The organism is Arthrobacter sp. Soc17.1.1.1, assembly GCF_036867195.1.
Lineage (GTDB): Bacteria > Actinomycetota > Actinomycetes > Actinomycetales > Micrococcaceae > Arthrobacter_D.
On sequence record NZ_JBAJII010000001.1, the window covers coordinates 515,504 to 539,173 of the forward strand.

Sequence of the window (23,670 nt, forward strand, 5' to 3'; positions counted from 1 at the left end):
CCACAACTGGAGACATCCAGCACACCGCACAAACCCTCCAAGGCACCACGCCCCACAGGGTTACGTGCGGGAGCGATGTAACCCCACAGATTTACCACCCGATCCGAACCCCCTGGGGGCGCCCGGACCGGGACCGGTAGCAAGGGTTACGGCGGTCATAGCGTGGGGGAAACGCCCGGTCCCATTCCGAACCCGGAAGCTAAGACCCACAGCGCCGATGGTACTGCACCCGAGAGAGTGTGGGAGAGTAGGACACCGCCGGACAACCATTACAGGAAACGAGGCCCCACCACCGGTGGGGCCTCGACCCCTTTAACCACCCCCAACACCCCCACCCACCACCCAGGCCTAGGCCAGTGGTAGGCACCCAGCCTGCAGGCATCCCCGGCAGCACGGCACCCCACGGTCCCGAACACGCAGGACGGCAGATGGCACACCCACTCGAACCCGGGTGGCACCCCACGCCAAGGTGCAGCATAAGACGCAGTGGCACGCATCCCGGGGCGGCATGCGGTGGGCGGCCGGGGAGCAGTGTCCTGCCGGGCGGGCTGAGCACGGGCAACGAAGCCGGGCTGCCGACGCTGCACGGTCGCCGTGCCCATGCCGGCTACCGGGAACCAGTACCCCGTCCGTTCGGCGGAGCACGGGCAACGAAGCCATGTAGCTCGGCGGCCAGCAAGGCTGGCATCCGGAGTAGGCCTCCGGCGCGGTGTCTGCGGTCGCGTCGGTGCACGAGGGGGACCTCCGGCGTTCTGGAGGCCGATGTGCCCCTTCCCTTCGACGGGACCGAGCGGCCCTGCCCGCCTCTTTGCGAGCGGCACGCGCCCATCGGCCGCGTGCGCGCGGAAGGACGGTGACAGCCTCGTGAACGCAAGGAGAGGCCTGCACCCTACAGGCTGGACCAGTCGGGTTACTCAAGAGCAACAGGCTCCTGGTAGCCGCCCTGTCCAGGAGCCTCCTGCCCCGTTTCGGCCGGTCTGCCTCGGTATCGTGCGGGCCTCGGTCGGCCGGTTTCGCCGTGCTCTGGCTACCAGCGAGAGGGTGCGGTTCGGGGGTGGCCAGGTATCGACCTGCCGCCTTCTTTTACCGAGGGAAGCTGCAGTGCGGTCGCCCCGGCTTTATGCGCGTCACCCTCGTGGACATCATCGGTGCAAAGAGTGGACACCATCAGGAGGAGGTGACGAGCAGCCACCAGCTGGCTGCCCAGCTTTCGAATGGCGCGGTCCTCAGCTGGGGTCGGGGGCGGGCCTGCCCGCTGGCGCGACCAGCTCGGGGAGTCATCAACCATCGCGCCAGTGGCAATCGAGTGGATAGTTGACGCTTGTCGCACTGTCCTCAGACAACGGGAGAGCTGATATCTCCTCGCGAGGCACAGGAGATTCGGGCGTGCTCCTGAACCGAATGAAGCCGACCACATCACGTCAGCTCCTGTCCTATGTTCATAGGCACTGCCCATGCTGCCTCGGCCGTTGTGGACCCAGGCGGTGATCGGTCGGCGGTGATCGAGGGAGACCGTCCGTCATCCGGATACCGCCGGTCACCCGGATGACGGTGAGGTATACGGCAAAAACTCTCCCGTGCCCTCGGACGGAAGGTGACTGCTGACCTTTCGGCGCAGAGAACGGTCGGAGTGAGGTCTTGTCCCTCGTGGATCGCAACGGGTCGACGGCACCACGTGTCGATCGCCACCGTTCGGCATCATGTATCGCATGGACCTCCACTCCGAGGGAGCCTCTATGCAAGGCAAGGCAAGGCAAGGCAAGGCAAGGCAAGGCAAGGCAAGGCAAGGCAAGGCAAGGCAAGGCAAGGCAAGGCAAGGCAAGGCAAGGCAAGGCACGGCACGGCACGGCACGGCACGGCACGGCACGGCACGGCACGGCACGGCACGGCGCGGCACGGCACGGCCTCGCACCGCACCGCAATGCACTGCACTGCAGTGCGGTGCGGAGCAGCGTACCGCGCGGCAGGACAGAACCCGGCGGCCCGGAGGAGCAGAGCTCGGCCGCCGTCAGAAGGTCCGAGCAGCAGAAGTTCACTGTTCTGAGCGAGCGGGGACTATGGCCGGAGGGCACAGGCCGCGGGCCAGGTGCTACTGGGCTGTACCACCGTCCTTCCGACCACAGCGGGGCATAGCCATCGTGCACGCTCAGCTGATCGGCTCGCCGAGAGACCTCTGACGAGCTAAAGATCAGTGCTGGCCCCGGGACCCCGTGGCGGCTCGCGCATCGTGGGCTTGCGGACCGAAGGGCCGAACGACCGGGCTTCAGGGCCGCGCATCAGGGACGACGTCCAGCCGACTGCTAGCCGGTCGCGACCTGCCGGCGGCGTCCGTCCCACCAGCGGGCCAGCACTCCGGCAGGGCACTGCCGGCTTCGAGGCTGCATCCACTCCTGGCGCAACTGCTCGAGGCGACTCCTTCAGGTGCACCGAGTTCGGATGTGCGGGAGGCGGGAGCCGGAAATCGGGATCAGGGGAGCAGGGGAGCCAGGCACAGGCCGGCGTTCGGCGGCCGGTGATCTGCTGCGCCATCGGGTGTCCCAGCCGGCGCGGAGCAACCTCCCGCTGGAGCGAAGCAGCTCCGCTACCGCGGAACATCTCCCAGGACGGTCGCCGACGCTGGGTGACGCAGGCAACGCCGCTTCGGTTTGCTCGCACGGAGAGTGGCGTGTAATGTTTTATGAGTTGCCCCGGTGAGGGCGACCAACCCCTTCAAAAAACTAGTGGTCGGTCCGTGCGCTCTAAAGCGAATCGGAATTAGGCCTCTAATTGTCATGGGATTGTCTTGTCGTACGTCTTTTTCGCAGGCAGTAAGCCAAAGCGGAGGATTTGACAAGAGAAAAGAGAATGAAATAAGCTGTAAACACAACGGCGAAGGAAAGCAGGCCGAGAAAGCGCGAAAGCGCTGGTCCTGCAAGTAATCGAACGTTCCTGTTGTTTGAGAACTCAATAGTGTGCCAAGTTTGTTGATACCGATTGTTTTTTGATTGGTTGAATTTGCTGGTTGCCGCACCCCGTGTGGTGGCTGGTTTTTTTGGCTGGTTTCGAATTTTGTGCAGCATGGTTCCCCGTTTTCCCGGGTTTCGGTGTTGTGTCTGTGAATCATTTACGGAGAGTTTGATCCTGGCTCAGGATGAACGCTGGCGGCGTGCTTTAACACATGCAAGTCGAACGATGAAGCCAGCTTGCTGGTGGATTAGTGGCGAACGGGTGAGTAACACGTGAGTAACCTGCCCTTGACTCTGGGATAAGCCTGGGAAACCGGGTCTAATACTGGATACGACCTTCCCACGCATGTGGTGTTGGTGGAAAGCTTTTGTGGTTTTGGATGGACTCGCGGCCTATCAGCTTGTTGGTGGGGTAATGGCCTACCAAGGCGACGACGGGTAGCCGGCCTGAGAGGGTGACCGGCCACACTGGGACTGAGACACGGCCCAGACTCCTACGGGAGGCAGCAGTGGGGAATATTGCACAATGGGCGCAAGCCTGATGCAGCGACGCCGCGTGAGGGATGAAGGCCTTCGGGTTGTAAACCTCTTTCAGTAGGGAAGAAGCTGATCTTTTGGGTTGGTGACGGTACCTGCAGAAGAAGCGCTTACTAACTACGTGCCAGCAGCCGCGGTAATACGTAGGGCGCAAGCGTTATCCGGAATTATTGGGCGTAAAGAGCTCGTAGGCGGTTTGTCGCGTCTGCCGTGAAAGTCCGGGGCTTAACCCCGGATCTGCGGTGGGTACGGGCAGACTAGAGTGCAGTAGGGGAGACTGGAATTCCTGGTGTAGCGGTGAAATGCGCAGATATCAGGAGGAACACCGATGGCGAAGGCAGGTCTCTGGGCTGTAACTGACGCTGAGGAGCGAAAGCATGGGGAGCGAACAGGATTAGATACCCTGGTAGTCCATGCCGTAAACGTTGGGCACTAGGTGTGGGGGACATTCCACGTTTTCCGCGCCGTAGCTAACGCATTAAGTGCCCCGCCTGGGGAGTACGGCCGCAAGGCTAAAACTCAAAGGAATTGACGGGGGCCCGCACAAGCGGCGGAGCATGCGGATTAATTCGATGCAACGCGAAGAACCTTACCAAGGCTTGACATGAACCGGAATGATGCAGAGATGTGTCAGCCACTTGTGGCCGGTTTACAGGTGGTGCATGGTTGTCGTCAGCTCGTGTCGTGAGATGTTGGGTTAAGTCCCGCAACGAGCGCAACCCTCGTTCCATGTTGCCAGCGGGTTATGCCGGGGACTCATGGGAGACTGCCGGGGTCAACTCGGAGGAAGGTGGGGACGACGTCAAATCATCATGCCCCTTATGTCTTGGGCTTCACGCATGCTACAATGGCCGGTACAAAGGGTTGCGATACTGTGAGGTGGAGCTAATCCCAAAAAGCCGGTCTCAGTTCGGATTGAGGTCTGCAACTCGACCTCATGAAGTTGGAGTCGCTAGTAATCGCAGATCAGCAACGCTGCGGTGAATACGTTCCCGGGCCTTGTACACACCGCCCGTCAAGTCACGAAAGTTGGTAACACCCGAAGCCGGTGGCCTAACCCCTTGTGGGAGGGAGCCGTCGAAGGTGGGACCGGCGATTGGGACTAAGTCGTAACAAGGTAGCCGTACCGGAAGGTGCGGCTGGATCACCTCCTTTCTAAGGAGCGCCTCGAATCTTTCGTCCTCGTCCACTGTGGTGGGGGTGGGGTTCGCAGGAGTCAGCCCATAGCGCGGGCGTTTGTTCCGCGATGGGTGCTCATGGGTGGAATATCAATGAATAGGTGTCGTCGCTGGTGTTGGTAGAAGCTCGAGTACGCCTGGTGGCCTGTGTCGTGTGTCCTGTCTGTCTTCCTGTGTGGGAGGTGGTGGGGTGTGCGGTGTGGGGTGCGGGGTTGGAATGGGCGGGTTGATGTTTCTGGTGGCGGGTATCGTTTGGCACACTGTTGGGTCCTGAGATAACAGGGCCCTTTCGATCGTGGTTGTCGTCTCTGTCCGGTGCGGGTTGTGCTGGGTGTTCGTGGTGTCTGTGTGGTCTGTCCTTTGCGGGGTGGGGTGCGCGGCTGGTGCGGGTGTCCTGGTGGGATCCGGTGTCCGGGGGTTCGGTGATCGTTGGTTGGGGGGGGTTTGGTTGTTTCTGGTTTCCCGCGCATGCTCTGTCCGTGTCCCGTGAGTGGGGGTGGGTGGGGGTGTGACGGGGTTGTTGGTTGAGAACTGCATAGTGGACGCGAGCATCTTAAAAGAAGCAATTTCTATGAATAATCTGGTTTCGGACGTATGTCCGGTGCCTGGTTTTCTCGATATGTTTTTGATCTTAGTGGTCAAGTTTTTAAGGGCACACGGTGGATGCCTTGGCATCAGGAGCCGAAGAAGGACGTGGGAATCTGCGATAAGCCTGGGGGAGTTGATAACCGAACTTTGATCCCAGGATGTCCGAATGGGGAAACCCCGCCCGGCGCGCGAGTGACCGGGTGACCCGTATCTGAACACATAGGGTACGTGGAGGGAACGTGGGGAAGTGAAACATCTCAGTACCCACAGGAAGAGAAAACAATAGTGATTCCGTTAGTAGTGGCGAGCGAACGCGGAACAGGCTAAACCAGTGGTGTGTGATAGTAGGCGGGCGTTGCATCACTGGGGTTGTGGGACTTTCCGTTCCAGTTCTGCCGGACTGGTGAAATGAGTGCGTGCGTATAGGTGAACGGGTTTGAAAGCCCGGCCGGAGAGGGTGTAAGTCCCGTAACCGTAATGCGTGACGCCGTTTGGAGAGGATCCCAAGTAGCACGGGGCCCGAGAAATCCCGTGCGAATCTGCCAGGACCACCTGGTAAGCCTAAATACTCCCTGATGACCGATAGCGGACCAGTACCGTGAGGGAAAGGTGAAAAGTACCCCGGGAGGGGAGTGAAACAGTACCTGAAACCGTGTGCCTACAAACCGTCGGAGCAGACTTGTTTCTGTGACGGCGTGCCTTTTGAAGAATGAGCCTGCGAGTTAGTGTTACGTCGCGAGGTTAACCCGTGTGGGGAAGCCGTAGCGAAAGCGAGTCTGAATAGGGCGAGTAAGTGGCGTGATCTAGACCCGAAGCGAAGTGATCTACCCATGGCCAGGTTGAAGCGACGGTAAGACGTCGTGGAGGACCGAACCCACTTCAGTTGAAAATGGAGGGGATGAGCTGTGGGTAGGGGTGAAAGGCCAATCAAACTTCGTGATAGCTGGTTCTCCCCGAAATGCATTTAGGTGCAGCGTTGCGTGTTTCTTATCGGAGGTAGAGCTACTGGATGGCTAATGGGCCCTACAAGGTTACTGACGTCAGCCAAACTCCGAATGCCGGTAAGTGAGAGCGCAGCAGTGAGACTGTGGGGGATAAGCTTCATAGTCGAGAGGGAAACAGCCCAGACCACCAACTAAGGCCCCTAAGCGTGTGCTAAGTGGGAAAGGATGTGGAGTTGCCCAGACAACCAGGAGGTTGGCTTAGAAGCAGCCACCCTTGAAAGAGTGCGTAATAGCTCACTGGTCAAGTGATTCCGCGCCGACAATGTAGCGGGGCTCAAGTACACCGCCGAAGTTGTGGCATTCACATAGATCCCAAGCCGGAGACTTGTTCTCCTGGTTCAAGGATGTGGATGGGTAGGGGAGCGTCGTGTGGGCGGTGAAGTCGCGGTGTAAACCAGCGGTGGAGCCTACACGAGTGAGAATGCAGGCATGAGTAGCGAAAGACGGGTGAGAAACCCGTCCGCCGAATGATCAAGGGTTCCAGGGTCAAGCTAATCTGCCCTGGGTAAGTCGGGACCTAAGGCGAGGCCGACAGGCGTAGTCGATGGACAACGGGTTGATATTCCCGTACCGGCGAAGAACCGCCAATACTGATCGAGGGATACTAACCGCCAGAAGCATGACCGCCCACCCTTGTGGTGACGTGGTTTTTTGTGGATCGCGGGACCTGATCTCGGGAGGTAAGCGTATTAACAGGTGTGACGCAGGAAGGTAGCCGAGCCGGGCGATGGTAGTCCCGGTCTAAGGATGTAGGGCGAACCATAGGCAAATCCGTGGTTCTGGTTTAGATACCGTGCTTGAGATCTGATGGGACCCCCGTCAAGGGGGATTCGGTGATCCTATGCTGCCGAGAAAAGCATCGGCGCGAGGTTCTAGCCGCCCGTACCCCAAACCGACACAGGTGATCAGGTAGAGAATACTAAGGCGATCGAGAGAATTATGGTTAAAGGAACTCGGCAAAATGCCCCCGTAACTTCGGGAGAAGGGGGCCCCCAACTGTGAAGGCGACTAGCTCGCCGGAGCGGATCGGGGCCGCAGAGACCAGGGGAAGCGACTGTTTACTAAAAACACAGGTCCGTGCGAAGTCGCAAGACGATGTATACGGACTGACTCCTGCCCGGTGCTGGAAGGTTAAGAGGACCGGTTAGTTTCACGCTTGCGTGGGACGAAGCTGGGAATTTAAACCCCCAGTAAACGGCGGTGGTAACTATAACCATCCTAAGGTAGCGAAATTCCTTGTCGGGTAAGTTCCGACCTGCACGAATGGAGTAACGACTTCCCCGCTGTCTCAACCATAAACTCGGCGAAATTGCAGTACGAGTAAAGATGCTCGTTACGCGCAGCAGGACGGAAAGACCCCGAGACCTTCACTATAGTTTGGTATTGGTGTTCGGTGTGGCTTGTGTAGGATAGGTGGGAGACTGTGAAGCGTGGACGCCAGTTCACGTGGAGTCATCGTTGAAATACCACTCTGGTCACTCTGGATATCTAACTTCGGCCCGTAATCCGGGTCAGGGACAGTGCCTGATGGGTAGTTTAACTGGGGCGGTTGCCTCCTAAAAAGTAACGGAGGCGCCCAAAGGTTCCCTCAGCCTGGTTGGCAATCAGGTGGCGAGTGTAAGTGCACAAGGGAGCTTGACTGTGAGAGAGACATCTCAAGCAGGGACGAAAGTCGGGACTAGTGATCCGGCGGCACATTGTGGAATGGCCGTCGCTCAACGGATAAAAGGTACCTCGGGGATAACAGGCTGATCTTGCCCAAGAGTCCATATCGACGGCATGGTTTGGCACCTCGATGTCGGCTCGTCGCATCCTGGGGCTGGAGTAGGTCCCAAGGGTTGGGCTGTTCGCCCATTAAAGCGGTACGCGAGCTGGGTTTAGAACGTCGTGAGACAGTTCGGTCCCTATCCGCTGCGCGCGCAGGAAATTTGAGAAGGGCTGTCCTTAGTACGAGAGGACCGGGACGGACGAACCTCTGGTGTGTCAGTTGTACTGCCAAGTGCACCGCTGATTAGCTACGTTCGGATGGGATAACCGCTGAAAGCATCTAAGCGGGAAGCCTGCTTCAAGATGAGATTTCCATACACCTCGAGTGTGAGAGGCCCCCAGCCAGACCACTGGGTTGATAGGCCGGACGTGGAAGCAGGGACTAACGACCTGTGAAGCTGACCGGTACTAATAAGCCGATAACTTACACCACACACCCACCCCCACCGATGGGAGGACGGGCTGTGACACCAGGGACCCAGGCAACTGGACACCCGGCGCCACACCCACCACCAGCGGTGACACACGGGGAGGGTGAAGATCACATGCTACGCGTCCACTATGCGGTTCCCAACCAACAACAGGAACCACCTCATAACTGAATACATCCACAACTGGAACATCCAGCACACCGCACAAACCCCTCCAAGGCACCACGCCCCACAGGGTTACGTGCGGGAGCGATGTAACCCCACAGATTTACCACCCGATCCGAACCCCCTGGGGGCGCCCGGACCGGGACCGGTAGCAAGGGTTACGGCGGTCATAGCGGGGGAAACGCCCGGTCCCATTCCGAACCCGGAAGCTAAGACCCACAGCGCCGATGGTACTGCACCCGAGAGAGTGTGGGAGAGTAGGACACCGCCGGACAACCATTACAGGAAACGAGGCCCCACCACCGGTGGGGCCTCGACCCCTTTAACCACCCCCAACACCCCCACCCACCACCCAGGCCGGCACCCAGTGGCCGGCACCCAGCCTGCAGGCATGCCCGGTACGGGCCCGCGCACGCGTCGTGGTCGTGCCCGACGGTAGGGTCGATGCATGAGTGGTTTGTTCTCCCATCCTTCCGGTGCGGCCGATGTCCCCGAGCCCCGGCCGCCGCTGCGGGCCGCCGTTGCGGTCCCCGCGCCGCGCGATCACGCCTGGGCAGGGCTCACGGAGCACCTCCACCTGTGGTGGCCCGCCGGCGAGCTCAGTCGCTGGGGTACCGACAGCTTCTTCGACCTCGAGGACAATGCCCTGGTCGAGACATCGGTGGACGACGACGAGAACGTGTGGGGCGAGGTGATCGGCAGTCAGGCGGGTGAGTGGCTCGAGCTGCAGTGGCGGCACGTCGGATCCGCCTCCACCACGCTGCTGAGACTGGTGATGGAGGGAGCGGCCTCCGCGTCGTCGAGCCCGGCGGCCGCCCTCGCCGGCGAGCCGGCAGAAGGGCAGGGCGGCGCGCACGACGACGGATCCTCCGACACCTCCCTCGCCGTCGTTCACAGTGGCTGGTCCGAGGCCGATCCGCTGGGCGTCTACGAGTTCTACAGGGACTTCTGGCCTCTCGCGCTCTCGCGCTACCGCCGCTTCATGGGAGGGTCATGATCGACGGGGCCGCTTTCGAGGAGCTGGTCGCGGCGCTTCCCGGGCGGACCTCGACGACGCCGGCAGACCTGACCCGGTACTCGCGCGATCAGGGTCCGGTCCTGCAGGCGATCCTTCCCGATGCCGTCGTCCGAGCGCGTTCCGTCGAGGACGTACAGGCGCTTCTGCGGTGGGCGACGCGCCACGGCGTGCCGATCGTCAGCCGCGGCGCCGGCTCCGGGGTGTCCGGCGGCGCCCATGCGACGGCGGGCTGCGTCGTCCTGTCGCTGGAACTGATGGATCGGATCGTTCAGGTCGATCCCGACGATGAGACCGCGGTCGTCGAGCCGGGGGTGATCAACGCCGACCTGAACGCCGCGGTGGCCCGGTACGGACTCATGTACGCCCCTGATCCGGCGAGTTACCGGTGGTCCACCCTCGGCGGGAACGTGGCCACCAATGCGGGCGGCCTTCGCTGTGCGAAGTACGGCGTCACCCGTGACTCCGTGCTCGCCCTCGACGTCGTCCTGGCCGACGGTACGCTCATCTCGACCGGCCACCGGACCTTCAAGGGTGTGGCGGGCTACGATCTCACGGCACTGATCACGGGGTCGGAGGGCACTCTCGGGGTCGTCGTCGGGATCACGGTGCGGCTTCGCTACCTGCCCCGGGCCGTCCACACGCTGGCGGCCTTCTTCGACGACTTCCCGCAGGCGGCCGCCGGGGTCCTCGCGATCGGACGTGCCCGGGTCCAGCCGGCGATCCTCGAACTCCTGGACGGCAGGACCCTCGAGGCGCTCGACGGCGCGCACGGCTCGGACCTCCGGCGCCGGGGCGGCTCGCTGCTGCTGGTGCAGACCGACGGGTACGGAGCCGCGGCGGAGGCGGACGCGGTCAGGGAAGTGCTCACCGGCCTGGGTGCCGTGATCAGCGAGGAGGGGTCGGCGGAGGCGGACCGCCTGATTGACCTGAGACGGCACAGCAGGGGTGACGAGGTCGACGACCTGTACAGGGTGGGGGAGGACGTCGCCGTCCCGAAATCGAAGCTCGTGCCGTACGTGGCGGCACTCGAGGACATGGCCCTCCGTCACGAGGTGAATCTCAAGGTCGTGGCGCACGCCGGGGACGGCAACCTGCACCCGACGTTCTGGGTGGAGCGGAGCGAGGGACCCCAGGCGCAGGAGCGCCTGGAGAAGGCGCTGGACGAATCGGTGACGCACGCGCTCGACCTCGGCGGGACGATCACGGGGGAGCACGGCGTGGGTCAGTACAAGCGCCGCTGGCTCGCCTGGGAGCAGTCGCCGGAGGTCATCGACCTGCAGGCCCGCCTCAAGCAGGTGTTCGACCCCGCCAACATCCTCAATCCAGGCAAGGCGATCGTGTCCTGATCGTCGCGTCGCTGCTCCTCAGCTGCGCTGCCGCCCAGTGATATTCTTCAGGAAACTGCGGGAGATCACTCCGCTTCTTCCACGACTTCCCTTGGGGGCACCATGACCGAGAACGACCCGGGATCGCAGGGCAGCTCGCCCTACGGCCAGCAGAACCAGCCCCAGTACGGGCAGAACCAGCCCCAGTACGGCCAGCAGAACCAGCCGCAGTACGGCGAGCAGAGCGCATCGCCCTACGGCCAGGGGCAGTCGCCCTACGGCCAGCAGGCTCAGTACGGCACGGGGCCGGGCAGCTACCCGGGACAGCAGGGCTACCAGGGCCAGGCCGCGGCGACCCCGGGCCGCACGCTCGGTATCGTCGGCTTCATCCTCGCCATCCTGATCGCCCCGGTCGGTCTGGTCATCAGCATCATCGCCTTCGTGCAGTCCCGGAAGGCGAAGACGGGCAACGGGTTCGCCCTTGCCGGCATCATCATCGGCGCGGTGTTCACGGTCCTCGGCGCCATCCTCATCGCCGTCATCGCGAGTTTCGCCGCCGATCTGGCCGGACAGATCATCGAGGCCTGCGAGGGCCTGCCGTCGGGTTCGCCCGTCACCGTCCAGGGCCAGACGACGACCTGCCCGTAGTCGCTCGGACGAGAAGGGACCGGCAGCCATCGGCTGCCGGTCCCTTTCGCTGTCAGGGCTAGTTGTCGTTGTACTCCGAGTCCTCGTCGATGCCGATCGTCCTGGCATCGGCCGTCAGCATGATGGCCGCCTCGTCGCGCCGGTGCCGAAGCTCGTCATCCAGGTAGGACTGCACGGCCTCCGCCAGAGGGACATTCCTGTCCTGGCGTTCCGACATGTACCACCGGTGCTCCAGCACCTCGTGCACCACCTGGGCGGGCTCGAGCTTCCCGCCCAGCTCGCGCGGGACGGCCCGTACGATCGGCTCGAAGACCTCGTTCACCCAGAGGTGTGCGCTGAACTCCTCGTCGAGCGACGGGTTGCTGTCCGCACGGTAGGCGTCCATGTCGTTCAGGAGCCGCCGGGCCTGGTTCTCCTGTGCGTCGAGTCCGGTCAGCCGGAGGAGGCGCCGGCTGTGGTGCCCTGCATCGACGACCTTGGGCTGGAGCTGGATCTGGGTGCCGTTGGCCGCCGTCTTGATGGCGTACTCCTCGACGTCGAAGCCGAGCTCGTTGAGGCGTCGGATGCGGGCCCCGACGCGCCAGCGTTCGCCGAGTTCGAAGGACTCCTTCTCCGTGAGCTCGGTCCAGAGGCGGCGGTAGCTGTCCATGATGAGCTCGCTCGTCGCCAGCGGGTCCACCTTCTCCTCGATCAGGCCGCCCTCGGCGAGGTCCATCAGCTCGCCGGCGATGTTGACGCGGGCGATCTCGAGGTCGTACTCGCGTTGCCCGGTGGAGAGCTCGGGGTACAGCTCGCCGGTCTCGGCGTCGACCAGGTATGCGGCGAAGGATCCCGCGTCGCGTCGGAACAGGGTGTTGGAGAGGGACACGTCGCCCCAGTAGAACCCGATCAGGTGGAGGCGGACCAGGAGCAGCGCCTGTGCGTCGATGAGGCGGGTCAGCGTGTCACGACGGAGGGTCTGGGAGAACAGCGCCCGGTAGGGGAGCGAGAACTTCAGGTGCCGGGTGACGAGGACGGGGTCGAGCTCGTCGCCCTCGGGGGTGGTGCGGCCGGAGATGACGGCGACGGGCTCCACGCAGGGCACGTCCAGCCGCTGCAGCTTCCGGAGCATGTGGTACTCGTGCCGTGCGACGTGTTCGCTGGTCTCCTTGACGGCGATCACGGATCCGCCGAGGTGCGCGAAGCGCACGATGTGCCGTGAGATCCCGCGGGGGAGGGCGGCGAGGGCGCTGGCGGGCCACTGCTCCAGGGCGACGTGCCAGGGGAGGTCGAGGAGTTCGGGATCGGTGGCCGCCGCGGTGATGTTCAGCGACCCGAGGTTCGGGGTCTCCGCCGACGCGGGACGCAGTCTCGGCAGTTTGCCCGTCTGGTCGTAGTCGGTCGGCTCGTCATGCCACTGGGCGTTCGAGGTCTCGGTCATGGTGCTGCCTCCGTGTCGGGGCGGGAAAGGGCCTGCATCAAGCGTAGATGCCGTTAACGCGGCGGTGGCGCCCGCCGAGCCCCAGAGGAGGGTGCCCGGTGGACGCCACCGTCGTCGTGCGTGGTGCTGAGTCCGGTAGGACTAGACCGTCTCGGCCAGGCGGAGTCCGCTGGTGGTGTCGAACAGGTGCACGTGGCCCTGCTCGGGGCGGACGAACACGGTGTCGCCCTTCATCGGAGGACGGCGACCGTCGACGCGGACCACCATGTCGTGGTCCTTGCCGTCGAGCGTGGTGTGGCCGTAGATGTAGGCGTCGGCGCCGAGTTCCTCGACGACGTCGACCTCGACCGGCAGTCCTTCACCGGTCGCGGAGACGACGAGGTCCTCGGGACGGACACCCAGCGTGACGGTGTTGCCCGCTGCGGCGTCCAGGACGCTGCCGGGGACCGGGTAGACGATGCCACCGAAGATGACACCGCCGTCGGCGACGGGCAGTTCGAGGAGGTTCATGGCGGGTGAGCCGATGAAGCCGGCCACGAAGACGTTCTTGGGACGCTCGTAGAGGTTGCGGGGGGTGTCGACCTGCTGGAGGATGCCGTCCTTCAGGACCGCGACGCGGTCACCCATCGTCATGGCCTCGACCTGGTCGTGCGTGACGTAGACCGTCGTGACGCCGAGGCGGCGGGTCAGCGATGCGATCTGCGTACGGGTCTGCACGCGGAGCTTGGCATCGAGGTTGGACAGGGGCTCGTCCATGAGGAACACCTGCGGGTTACGCACGATGGCGCGGCCCATGGCGACACGCTGACGCTGGCCACCGGAGAGGGCCTTCGGCTTGCGGTCCAGGTAGTCCTCGAGGTCGAGGAGCTTGGCGGCCTCGCGGACGCGCTCCGCACGCTCCTCCTTGGAGACGCCCGCGATCTTCAGGGCGAAGCCCATGTTGTCGGCGACCGACATGTGGGGGTAGAGGGCGTAGTTCTGGAAGACCATCGCGATGTCGCGATCCTTCGGGGGGACGTCGGTGACGTCGCGGTCGCCGATGAGGATGCGTCCGGAGTTCACGTCCTCCAGCCCGGCGAGCATGCGCAGGGAGGTGGACTTGCCGCAACCGGAGGGTCCTACGAGGACGAGGAATTCGCCGTCGGCGATGTCGATGTCGAGCTTGTCGACGGCGGGCTTCTCGGTGCCCGGGTACAGGCGCGTGGCCTGGTCAAACGTTACCGTTGCCATGGTGTTGGTTCCTTTTCACGGGCAGGTACGTGCCCGACGATCCGTAGTGAATGGAAGATTATTCAGTTGTGGTGCGCGGTCGGCCAGCAGTACCGGTGGCTCGGGGCCACGCTCCCGTAGTATGACACGTTCCCTAGCTGCGTGCACCCGGTTCCCGTAGGGCGACGAGTTCATGCAGCACCGCCGAGAAGTCCTCCGGCGTGGCCACGGTGAAACGGGCGGCGGTCGGCCCGGAGCCGATCCTGATGCCGAGGTCGTCCGGGCCCAGCGTGCGCTGGGCGTTCTCGTCGGTGACGTCGTCACCCGCGAAGAGCACACCCGTCGCGCCCGTCAGACGACGGAGGAGGCTCAGGCCCTGCCCCTTGTCCGCCTCGACCACCGCGATCTCGAGGACGCGCTTGCCATCGGTGACGCTCAGGCCTTCCAGCCGCTCCAGTGCGGCGCGGGCGGACGCGACGGCGGCCTCGGCGACGTCGTCCGTGGCCGTCCTGGTGTGGAGGACCACGCCGGCAGGCTTGTATTCCACGCGGGTCCCCTCGTGTGCGTCGACCGTCCGCTCGACGATGTCGACGGCCCGGGCCCGCAGGTCCTCCTGGTCAGGTGTCAGCGCGAGGGGTGCGCCGTCCGGGCCGGTCCATGTCTCCGCCCCGTGGCTGCCGATCAGCATGGTCTCCGGGGGAGGGTCCGCGACGGCCCGGAGGCTGTCGAGGGCACGTCCCGAGATCAGCGCCGTCGTCGTCGCGGGCAGCGCCGCCAGGGCGCGGACCGCCGCGGCCGATGCGGGGAGGGCCCGCGCGTCCTCCGCCCGCTCGACGAGCGGGGCGAGGGTGCCGTCGAAGTCCAGTGCCACGAGCAGGTGCGGTGTGGCGGCGAGGGCGCGGAGAGCGGCGTGCAGCTCCGGGTCAATCGCCATGGGTGGGGCTTCCGGACTGGAGGGCGTTGAGGAACGCCTGCGACCAGCGTTCGACGTCGTTCTGGACCACCTGGCGGCGCATGAGCCGCATGCGTCGCATGGCCTCGACCTTCGGCATGGAGATGGCCGAGACGATCGCGGCCTTCAGGCCGTCGATGTCGTGCGGGTTCACGAGGATCGCCTGCCGCAGCGTGTCCGCGGCGCCCGCGAACTCGCTGAGGACGAGCATGCCGGTGTTGCCGGTGCGGGCGGCGACGTACTCCTTGGCGACGAGGTTCATGCCGTCGCGCAGCGCCGTGACGAGCATGACGTCGGCGGCGAGGTACAGAGCCACCATCTCCTCGACCGGGTAGCTGTGGTGCAGGTAGCGGATGGCCGTGTTCTTCATGGTGTCGTGGGTGCCGTTGATGCGGCCCACGGCGCCCTCGATGTCCTCGCGGAGGAGTCGGTACTGTTCCACGCGCTCGCGGCTCGGGCTGGCCACCTGGATGAGGGCGGCGTCCTCGACGGTGATGGCGCCGTCCTCGAGCAGTTCGCCGTAGGCCTTGAGCCGGTGCCCGATGCCCTTGGTGTAGTCGAGGCGGTCGACGCCGAGCAGGATGTGCTGGGGGTCGCCCAGCTCACGCCGGATCTCCCGGGACCGTTCGATGACGTCCGGGCGGTGCGCCAGTTCCGTGATGGACGCCGTGTCGATCGAGATGGGGAACGCCTCGGCGCGGGAGACGTAGGCGGGGGTCGCCTCGTCGGCCGGCACGTACACCTGCTGGGATTTGATGGTGTAGCCCTTGAACCGGCGCACGCAGCGGAGGAAGTTGCTGGCGTCGCTCGGGCGCTGGAAGCCGATGAGATCGGCGCCGAGGAGGCCCTCGATGACCTGGCGGCGCCAGGGCAGCTGGGCGTAGATCTCCAGCGGGGGGAAGGGGATGTGGTTGAAGAAGCCGATCTTCAGGTCCGGACGCGCCTCCCGCAGCATCTTGGGCACCAGCTGCAACTGGTAGTCCTGCACCCACACCGTGGCGCCCTCGGCGGCGACGGACGCCGTCGCCACCGCGAACCGCTCGTTGACCCTCCGGTAGGAGTCCCACCAGGTGCGGTGGAACTCCGGGGAGGCGATGACGTCGTGGTACAGGGGCCAGAGGGTGGCGTTCGAGAAGCCCTCGTAGTAGAGCTCCACCTCCTCGGCGCTGAGCGGTACGGGCACGAGGCGCATGTTCGACTCGTCGAAGGGCTCGAGTGTCTCGTCCGGCGCGCCGTGCCAGCCGACCCAGGCGCCATCGGCCTTCGCCATCACGGGCGCCAGGGCGGTCACGAGGCCGCCCGGGGACCGGCGCCACGCGCTCTCGCCGTGCTCGTCGACGACGCGATCGACGGCGAGCCGATTGGACACCACGATGAAGTCGAAGTCACCGAACTGTCCCTCGGGTGCGGCCGGTGGCGTGACGCCCGGTGTGGTCGAAGGTTGTGCTGCGCTCAAAACTGGCTCCATCGCATTGGTGTGGTCTCGGAACCGACTCTATCGGTTCGCTCCGTCGGCGTATCGGCGTCTTCCAGGGCCCGGGAGAAGTCGCTGCCGTAGTGCCTGCCGTTCCGCCCTCCCGGAGCCGTGGGCAGCTGATTTCCCGCGGTGCTGGTGCTGGGCTACCCTTAACGAGCGCTCAGCGTCCCCTCCTGCCCGCCGGTCCGGCTCGGGGACGACGACGCCCGCCGGCCCGGGCCGGCACGCCTCCTTAGCTCAGTTGGCCAGAGCACCGCTCTTGTAAAGCGGGGGTCGTCGGTTCGAATCCGACAGGGGGCTCCATCGGACCCGCCCGCCCCGGCCGTCGGCGCCGATCTCACCGGCCCTCCCTGAAACGGTTCCTGTGGTCCTTCGCCAGGGCCGCCTCACGGGCCACCCGCTGGAACGACCGCTCGTGGCGGCGCTGTTCGACGGCGTCCTGTCTCCGGTGGAGGCTCGCGAGCTCGCGCTCCATCTTCCGGTAGCTCAGCCAGCGCCGCTCCTCCAGCGCCCCCGACCCGATGGCGGCCTGCACGGCGCACCCCGGTTCGCTGCCGTGCGCGCAGTCGCGGAAGCGGCAGCCCCCGAACAGCTCCTCGATGTCCCCGAACACCTCGGACAGACCCGCCTCGGCGTCCCACAGGGCGAAGCCGCGCAGTCCCGGCGTGTCCATCACCACCGCACCATCGCCGAGGGGTACCAGCTCGCGCGCCGTCGTCGTGTGCCGGCCCCTCGCGTCCCCGGCCCGGACCTCGCCGGTGTCCCGGCGGGGATCGCCCACCAGGGCGTTGATCAGGCTCGACTTGCCGGCGCCGGAGGGACCGAGCAGGGCCAGGGTCTGCCCGGCGCCGATCCTTCCGCGCAGTTCCTCGAGGCCGTCCAGGTCCTCCGCGGACGTCGTGAGCACCTCCACGCCGCGGGCGCGCTGCACGGTCTCGGCGACGACGTCGTTGAACCGGGTACTGAGATCGGCCTTCGTCAGGACGACGATCGGCACGGCGCCCGAATCCCAGGCCGCGACGAGGGTCCGTTCCAGCCGGTTCGTCGAGAGCGGCCGGTCGAGGGGGACCACCACCCCGAGCAGGTCGATGTTCGCGCCGAGGACCTGCGCCTCGGACAGGGGGTCGTACGCCCGCTTGCGCCGGAGGAGGGAGGACCGGGGCAGGCACCCGATCACGGTCCCCTCGGGCCGGACCGCAGCCCAGTCGCCGGTGACGAGTGTGCTCCCGCCGTCGAGATGGAGGATGCCGTGCCGCGACGCGACCAGCACGCGGCCGCGGTCCGAGCGGATCACGCGCGCCGGCTCCGTGCTGATCGGACCGGGGAAGTGGAAGGAGAAGAGACCGCCGATGCGGTCGGTGAAGCCGTACTGCTCGAGAGTGTTCAACGTGGGTCCTCTGAGGGGAGGCCTCCCACGGCACGCTAGGGCGGTGTCGTCGGGGAGGCGGGGTCGATGGAGTGGGCGGCGCGCAGCGCAACGACACTGACCTTCATGACTCCACCTCCTCGGGACCCTCCCGGCCCGGTGGCCGGAGGACAAACACATGGTAATTCCGTCCGGGCGGGGTGACCAGAGCCGCGTGGCGGTCCGCATGAGAAAATGGGTGCATGAGCCCCACTTCCGGCGCCCGGGCCCGCCGCAGTTCCGGCGTCGCCCTCGGTGTGACCGCACTGCTCGCCAGCGCCCTGCTGACCGGCTGCTCCCCCGAGGGCGAGGTGATCGACGCGGACTACGCCAAGGTGTGCCAGGACCGCACCACCGAGGAGCGGGCCGAGGACAACCGCTGCAGCGAGCAGGGGGTCTCCTCCGGGCTGTACGGCTGGTACTTCCTCGCGATGGGGGCCGGCCGCCGGAGCATCCCCGCGGTCGGTGCCGGCCTCTCCGGTGGCACGACCTCCGTCCCGTCGGGGGCGACCTCCAGGGCGGGCGTCAGCCCCGACGGGGCGTCGTCCGTGTCGCGCGGCGGGTTCGGCAGCAGCAACGGCACCACGGGCGGCTGACGTGAGGCGACGAGCGTCCACCCGCCGGCCGGACTGGCGGGAGAAGATCGAGAGCGTCGGGCTCATCTACTCCACCACCATCACGCCCGACCGCGGCGCCATCGAGTACTGGCACGAGGACGCCTACTACGAGTTCGAGATGAGCGAGGTGGAGGCCCTCGAGAACGTCACCGAGGAGCTGCACCGGATGTCGCTCGAGGCCGCCCGTTATCTCGCCACGGGCGCGATGGGCACCATCGGCATCGGTCGTGATGCGCTGCGCCTCGCCGCGGAATCCCTCGCCACGTCCGACCCCGCGGTCTACGGGCGGTTCGACCTCGCCTACGACGGCCACGGGCCCGCCAAGCTCCTGGAGTACAACGCGGATACGCCGACCGGCCTCATCGAGGCCTCCCTGGCCCAGTACTACTGGCTGCAGGACGTTCGGCCCGGTAACGACCAGTGGAACGGTATCCACGAGGCCCTCGTCGCCTCGTGGCAGAAGTTGTACGCCGCGTCCGGGCTGACCACGCTGCACGTCGCGCACACGGAGGTCGAACCGTCCGGGGAGGACTGGATGACGGCCGCGTACATGCGCGACGTAGCGATGCAGGGCGGCTGGACCACGGTCGGGATCAACATGAGCGACATCGGCTGGGATGCCGCCAGCAAGCTGTTCGTCGACCTGGGGAACCAGCCCATCTCCACCATGTTCAAGCTCTACCCGTGGGAGCTGATGATCAAGGAGGACTTCGGCAGGCACGTCCTGGCCTGGCCCACGTCGACCCGGTGGATCGAACCGGCGTGGAAGATGCTGCTCTCGACCAAGGCCCTGCTCGCGGCGCTGTGGCATCTGTACCCCGACCATCCGAACCTGCTGCCCGCCTACCTCGACTCGCCGCGCGAACTGTCCGAATGGGTGGCCAAGCCGCTGCACGGGCGCGAGGGAGACAACATCCGCGTCCACGCGCACGGCATCGAGATCGAGCAGCCCGGTGATTACGGGGCGGAGGGGTGGTGCTACCAGGCATGGCACCCGTTGCCGTCCATGGACGGCAACCGGCCCGTGCTCGGGTGCTGGGTGGTCGACGGCGAGAGCGTCGGCGTCGGTATCCGGGAATCCGACGGCTACATCACCGACTACTTCTGCCGGTTCGTGCCCAACATCATCAACGCCCCCGCTCCCGTCACCCCTGGGTGACCCCCTCGGACCCCGTCCGGGGGCCCGAGCCGACCTCGCGGACCGTCAGCGCCGCAGGTCGCCGCAGCGGACCGGCAGGGTGCGGCGTGCCCGGGAAGTCGAAGACGCCCAGCAGGGTGCAGGTGATGCTCCGCCGCACCACCGGGGGTCCCGTCGACGAGGAAGCGCATGGTACCGGCACCCACCCTGCGCCTGTCCAGAGGAGGAGGGTACTGGACCTGCGCTTGCGGTAGGGGGCTCGGACGGGACTTTCGACCCTAGCCAGCATCGGGGCTCTGACATGGGATGGGGGCACGACGACGTCGCATCGCGCACAGCGCGCGGAGAGCAGCGCCCCTGAGGTTCGAGGAGGATCCCATCATGACCCTGAACACACTCTGGACCAGGATCGACCCCACCGTGCAGCAATGGCTGCTGGCCAACCCGGGCTGCCTCATGCTGCCCCGGACGCTCGTGAACCGGGTGGAGGCGGCGACGGGGACGTCCCTGGAGACCGACGGTCATGGGGAGCACATCCTGTCCGAGGAGGACCTGGACTTCCTCAAGGACCGACGGCGCGAGAGCATGGCGGGCCATGGCCCGGGCGCACCGTCCGGGGTCCGCGGCGCCGAGCACGCGGAGGCCGTCGACCGATGACCCGAGGCACTCCCCAGGAACGGTCGATGGCGGTGCATCCGTCCGCCGCGCGGCAGAAGCTCAAGGTGCTCGTCAGGGCCGATCCGGACGTCAACAGCATCCGGATCATCGTCCACGGCTGCGTCTCGCCGGTCAACGTGCACGGCCTGGATCTGGTGGTCCGACGGGCCGCCAGCCTGGCGCCCGCGACCGACGTCACGCTCGATCTCGGCGAGGCCGAGGCCTGGGACTCGATCCAGAAGGACCTCGAGGCGGCCTCCTTCGTGTCCCGGCTGGCACCCGGGATGCCGGCCGCCATGGGTCTACGGCTGCGCGTGATCGGCCCCGGGAGCTGAGGCCGCCGGGACCCGCGTGGCGCTGCCCGCCGAACTCCTGACCCCCGGGAGGGTCCGGATGAATCCCATGGGTGTAGTCTCGGCTTCCATAGCGCGAGACGATACAGCGCTGCGCACCTGCGGGAGGGTTCACGAGGCCCGTCGCAGGGATCTGGATGACCGGTCCTAGCGGCCACGGATGGCCGAACCCCACCGAGTCGGGGCGAGCCCCGGGCAACAGGACGGAACGTTCTGTGGATATACGACCGCACTACCTGCCCCCGGGATCACGGGTGCAGTCCTCCACCGCCACGGGTATCGAGAACCTCCTCTCGGCCTTCGCCGCCGTCGCGGACGATCTCGACCTCGACACCGTCCTCGAGCGGGTGGTCTCCGCCGCGTGCGAGCTGGTCGACGCCCGGTTCGGGGCGCTGGGCGTCATCGGCCCCGACGGGATGCTCGGTCCCTTCATCACGGTGGGCCTGGACGACGACGAGAAGAGGAGTATCGGCCCGCTGCCCCGAGGCCACGGGGTGTTGGGGCTCCTCATCACCGACCCGAAGCCGGTACGCCTCGCCGATCTGCGCCGGCATCCCCTCGCGTACGGTTTCCCCGACCAACACCCACAGATGACCTCGTTCCTGGGGGTGCCCATCCGGGTCCACGACAGGGTGTTCGGCAATCTCTACCTGACGGAGAAGCGCGGGGGAGCAGCCTTCTCCGATGCGGACGAGCAGCTCGTCGTCGCCCTCGCCTCCGCGGCGGGCATCGCGATCGAGAACTCACGGCTCTTCGACGAATCGACGCGCAGGGCCCGCTGGCTCGAGGGCGGGCTCGATGCCGCGCGTGAACTGCTCGGACGGCACATCGGGGCCCACAGCGATCTCGAGGTGGTGGCCCAGCATGCGCTGCGCGCGTCGCAGAGCTCCCTCGTGATCGTGCTGCGCGACCTCGGGCACCATCGCGGCCTCATCTGCGAGGCCGCCGACGGGTGCGGAGCCGGGACGCACCTGGGGCGCCACGTGCGGGGAGGCCCCCTCCTGCGGGAGCTCCTGGCGACCTCACCGCCCGCCCTGATCACCGGAGCGGACCTCGCCCTGGTCCTACCCGACGCAGCCGCGGAGAACATCGACGCCGCCCTGTGCTGCAGGCTCCCGGGCAACGGCGAACGGCACTTCCTCGTCATCGGCCGGGCGCCGGGCGCCGTCGCGTTCTCCGAGGCCGACCGCGAGATGCTGCGCTCCTTCACCTCCCATGTGTCGCTGGCACTCGAACTGCTGCGCGCCCACCGCCGGCGCGAGCAGGAGGCCGTGTTCGGCGATCGCGACCGCATCGCGCGGGACCTCCACGACGTCGTCATCCAGCGCCTGTTCGCCGCGGGCCTGAGCATCCAGACCCTGCGGAAATACACGTCGGATACCCATGCACTGGACCGCATCTCCGCCGTCACGACGGAGCTCGACGCGACCATCCGGGAGCTGCGCGACACGATCTACTCCCTCAGGTCCGTCCCGCAGGCGGCCCCGAGCTTCACGTCCACGGTGTTCTCCCTCGTGGCCGACGCCTTCGACGGCCACGACCTCGAGCCGGTCCTCCACCTCTCCGGCCCACTGGACTCGTTCGTGGACGGGGAACGTGCGGACCACCTGAGGGCCATCATCCTCGAGGGGCTCTCCAACGCCCTCCGGCATGCCGACGCCCGGCTCATCACCATCACGCTCGGCGTCGCCGACGGGGCCCTCGACCTCTCGATCGACGACGACGGCCGCGGCTTCACGGAACCCGACCGTGCCAGCGGACTCGTGAACATGAGGCGTCGCGCGGAGCTCTGCGGCGGCACCCTCTCCATCACGAGCACCCCCGGCCACGGCACCCGCATCCATCTCGTGATACCAGTCGACCTCAGGCAGACGGAGAACGCTCCGGGCTGGAGATGAAGACCGCCGCCTGCGTGCGCCGCTGGAACCCCAGCTTCGACAGCAGTGACGACACGTAGTTCTTGACGGTCTTCTCGGCGAGGAACAGCTCGGCGCCGATCTCCCTGTTCGTCAGCCCGGCGCCGATCAGGTCCAGGACCCGCTTCTCCTGGCCCGTGAGCGCGGCCAGGCGCGGGTCCTCCAAGGAAGGGTCGGCGAGCCCGGCGACGATGCGCTCGCGGACCCCTTCCTCGAAGAGGGACCGCCCCTCGGCGGCGAGGCGCACCTTCTCGACGAGGTCCGATCCGAGGATCTCCTTGAGGATGTACCCCGTGGCGCCGGCGAGGATCGCACCGCGCAGCGCCTGGTCGTCGTCGTAGCTCGTGAGGATCACGCAGGCGAGCGACGGATCCACCGAACGGACGTCGCGGCACACCTCGATCCCGCCGCCGTCCGGCAGCCGTGCGTCGAGGATGGACACATCCGGGCTGAGGGCCGGGATCCACCGGACGGCCTCCTCCGCCGACCCTGACTCGCCGACGATCACGAAGCCCTCGTCCTCGAGCAGTTCACGCAGCCCGCGGCGCACCAGCTCGTGGTCGTCGAGGATGAACACCGAGACCTGTCGCCGGGGCGTGTCGCGCTCGATGCCGGACATGTCGTCTCCTCCGCCTCAACACCCTGTGCCTGCGCGAGCAGGCCCCTTGGTGACCATCATGGTCCCTTCGGGGCAGGGTGGGGAGGGCCGAAGGGCCTTTCCATCGGGCCGTTCGGCCCTACCCGACGGGACGTGCCGGAGTCATCATGGAGGACCGTGTCCGGAACCACCGCCCGGGACACCGGGTGCAGCACCGCACGAGACAGAGGAGCAATCGTCATGGATCCTGCCTTCCCGACCGGGAGAAGCCTGACCCTCCGAACCGGTCAATCGGCATGACCCAGGACACGACCGGCGACGG

The 23,670-nt window shown here is 65.9% G+C and carries 14 protein-coding genes, 1 tRNA gene and 4 rRNA genes; 13 read left to right on the plus strand and 6 right to left on the minus strand.

Annotation, left to right across the window (positions count from 1 at the left end):
• Positions 1–147: 147 nt before the first annotated feature.
• The 7 genes from rrf (V6S67_RS02435) to V6S67_RS02465 all read left to right on the plus strand — a co-directional run bounded on the left by rrf (V6S67_RS02435) (position 148) and on the right by V6S67_RS02465 (position 11,606).
• Positions 148–264, plus strand: a 5S ribosomal RNA gene (gene rrf, locus V6S67_RS02435).
• A 2,838-nt stretch (positions 265–3,102) separates the two neighbouring features.
• Positions 3,103–4,637: ribosomal RNA gene (locus V6S67_RS02440) — 16S ribosomal RNA — on the plus strand.
• 659 nt (positions 4,638–5,296) lie between these two features.
• A 23S ribosomal RNA gene (locus V6S67_RS02445) occupies positions 5,297–8,452 on the plus strand.
• Positions 8,453–8,774: 322 nt separating this feature from the next.
• Positions 8,775–8,889, plus strand: a 5S ribosomal RNA gene (rrf, locus tag V6S67_RS02450).
• Together the 16S, 23S and 5S rRNA genes form the textbook arrangement of a ribosomal RNA operon.
• A gap of 174 nt (positions 8,890–9,063) precedes the next feature.
• Complete coding sequence (locus V6S67_RS02455) at positions 9,064–9,612, plus strand: hypothetical protein (protein WP_334208728.1); 549 nt, start codon at positions 9,064–9,066, stop codon at positions 9,610–9,612.
• Entirely contained in the window at positions 9,609–10,979 is a 1,371-nt protein-coding gene (locus V6S67_RS02460; RefSeq protein ID WP_334208729.1) for an FAD-binding oxidoreductase, read from the plus strand. The genes V6S67_RS02455 and V6S67_RS02460 overlap by 4 nt, the downstream gene beginning before the upstream one ends.
• Before the next feature lie 102 nt (positions 10,980–11,081).
• Complete coding sequence (locus tag V6S67_RS02465; protein WP_334208730.1) at positions 11,082–11,606, plus strand: DUF4190 domain-containing protein; 525 nt, start codon at positions 11,082–11,084, stop codon at positions 11,604–11,606.
• A 58-nt stretch (positions 11,607–11,664) separates the two neighbouring features.
• Here V6S67_RS02465 and V6S67_RS02470 read toward each other — a convergent pair whose 3' ends face one another.
• From V6S67_RS02470 to V6S67_RS02485, 4 genes are all read right to left on the minus strand, one after another.
• Entirely contained in the window at positions 11,665–13,026 is a 1,362-nt protein-coding gene (locus tag V6S67_RS02470; RefSeq protein ID WP_334208731.1) for a DUF4032 domain-containing protein, read from the minus strand.
• 141 nt (positions 13,027–13,167) lie between these two features.
• Positions 13,168–14,256, minus strand: coding sequence for an ABC transporter ATP-binding protein (locus V6S67_RS02475; protein WP_334208732.1), 1,089 nt, complete (start codon positions 14,254–14,256; stop codon positions 13,168–13,170).
• 133 nt (positions 14,257–14,389) lie between these two features.
• Positions 14,390–15,169: a trehalose-phosphatase gene (gene otsB, locus V6S67_RS02480; protein WP_334208733.1), complete on the minus strand. Its 780-nt coding sequence runs from the start codon at positions 15,167–15,169 to the stop codon at positions 14,390–14,392.
• Positions 15,159–16,655: an alpha,alpha-trehalose-phosphate synthase (UDP-forming) gene (locus V6S67_RS02485; RefSeq protein WP_334208734.1), complete on the minus strand. Its 1,497-nt coding sequence runs from the start codon at positions 16,653–16,655 to the stop codon at positions 15,159–15,161. The genes otsB and V6S67_RS02485 overlap by 11 nt, the downstream gene beginning before the upstream one ends.
• A gap of 235 nt (positions 16,656–16,890) precedes the next feature.
• Here V6S67_RS02485 and V6S67_RS02490 point away from each other — a divergent pair.
• Positions 16,891–16,967 (plus strand) — tRNA-Thr (locus tag V6S67_RS02490).
• A gap of 34 nt (positions 16,968–17,001) precedes the next feature.
• On the opposite strand, the gene rsgA is transcribed toward V6S67_RS02490, so the two are convergent.
• Positions 17,002–18,051, minus strand: a complete 1,050-nt coding sequence (gene rsgA / locus V6S67_RS02495; RefSeq protein ID WP_334208735.1) for a ribosome small subunit-dependent GTPase A — start codon at positions 18,049–18,051, stop codon at positions 17,002–17,004.
• A gap of 221 nt (positions 18,052–18,272) precedes the next feature.
• Between rsgA and V6S67_RS02500 the strand changes: the two genes are divergently transcribed.
• The 5 genes from V6S67_RS02500 to V6S67_RS02520 all read left to right on the plus strand — a co-directional run bounded on the left by V6S67_RS02500 (position 18,273) and on the right by V6S67_RS02520 (position 22,732).
• On the plus strand, positions 18,273–18,665 hold the full coding sequence (locus V6S67_RS02500) for a tRNA-dihydrouridine synthase (protein WP_334208736.1): 393 nt from the start codon (positions 18,273–18,275) through the stop codon (positions 18,663–18,665).
• A gap of 1 nt (position 18,666) precedes the next feature.
• Complete coding sequence (locus tag V6S67_RS02505) at positions 18,667–19,845, plus strand: glutathionylspermidine synthase family protein (RefSeq protein WP_334208737.1); 1,179 nt, start codon at positions 18,667–18,669, stop codon at positions 19,843–19,845.
• A 360-nt stretch (positions 19,846–20,205) separates the two neighbouring features.
• Positions 20,206–20,481, plus strand: a complete 276-nt coding sequence (locus V6S67_RS02510; RefSeq protein WP_334208738.1) for a hypothetical protein — start codon at positions 20,206–20,208, stop codon at positions 20,479–20,481.
• A 26-nt stretch (positions 20,482–20,507) separates the two neighbouring features.
• A complete protein-coding gene (locus V6S67_RS02515; protein WP_334208739.1) occupies positions 20,508–20,816 on the plus strand; it encodes a hypothetical protein in 309 nt (102 codons plus the stop codon).
• 233 nt (positions 20,817–21,049) lie between these two features.
• Positions 21,050–22,732 carry a GAF domain-containing sensor histidine kinase gene (locus V6S67_RS02520; protein WP_334208740.1) on the plus strand — a complete coding sequence of 561 codons (1,683 nt, stop codon included), beginning with the start codon at positions 21,050–21,052 and terminating at the stop codon, positions 22,730–22,732.
• Here V6S67_RS02520 and V6S67_RS02525 read toward each other — a convergent pair.
• The gene (locus V6S67_RS02525; protein ID WP_334208741.1) at positions 22,698–23,369 is read right to left on the minus strand and encodes a response regulator transcription factor; all 672 of its coding nucleotides are present in this window, start codon (positions 23,367–23,369) and stop codon (positions 22,698–22,700) included. The two genes, V6S67_RS02520 and V6S67_RS02525, sit on opposite strands and share 35 nt — an antisense overlap.
• Positions 23,370–23,670: the final 301 nt, after the last annotated feature.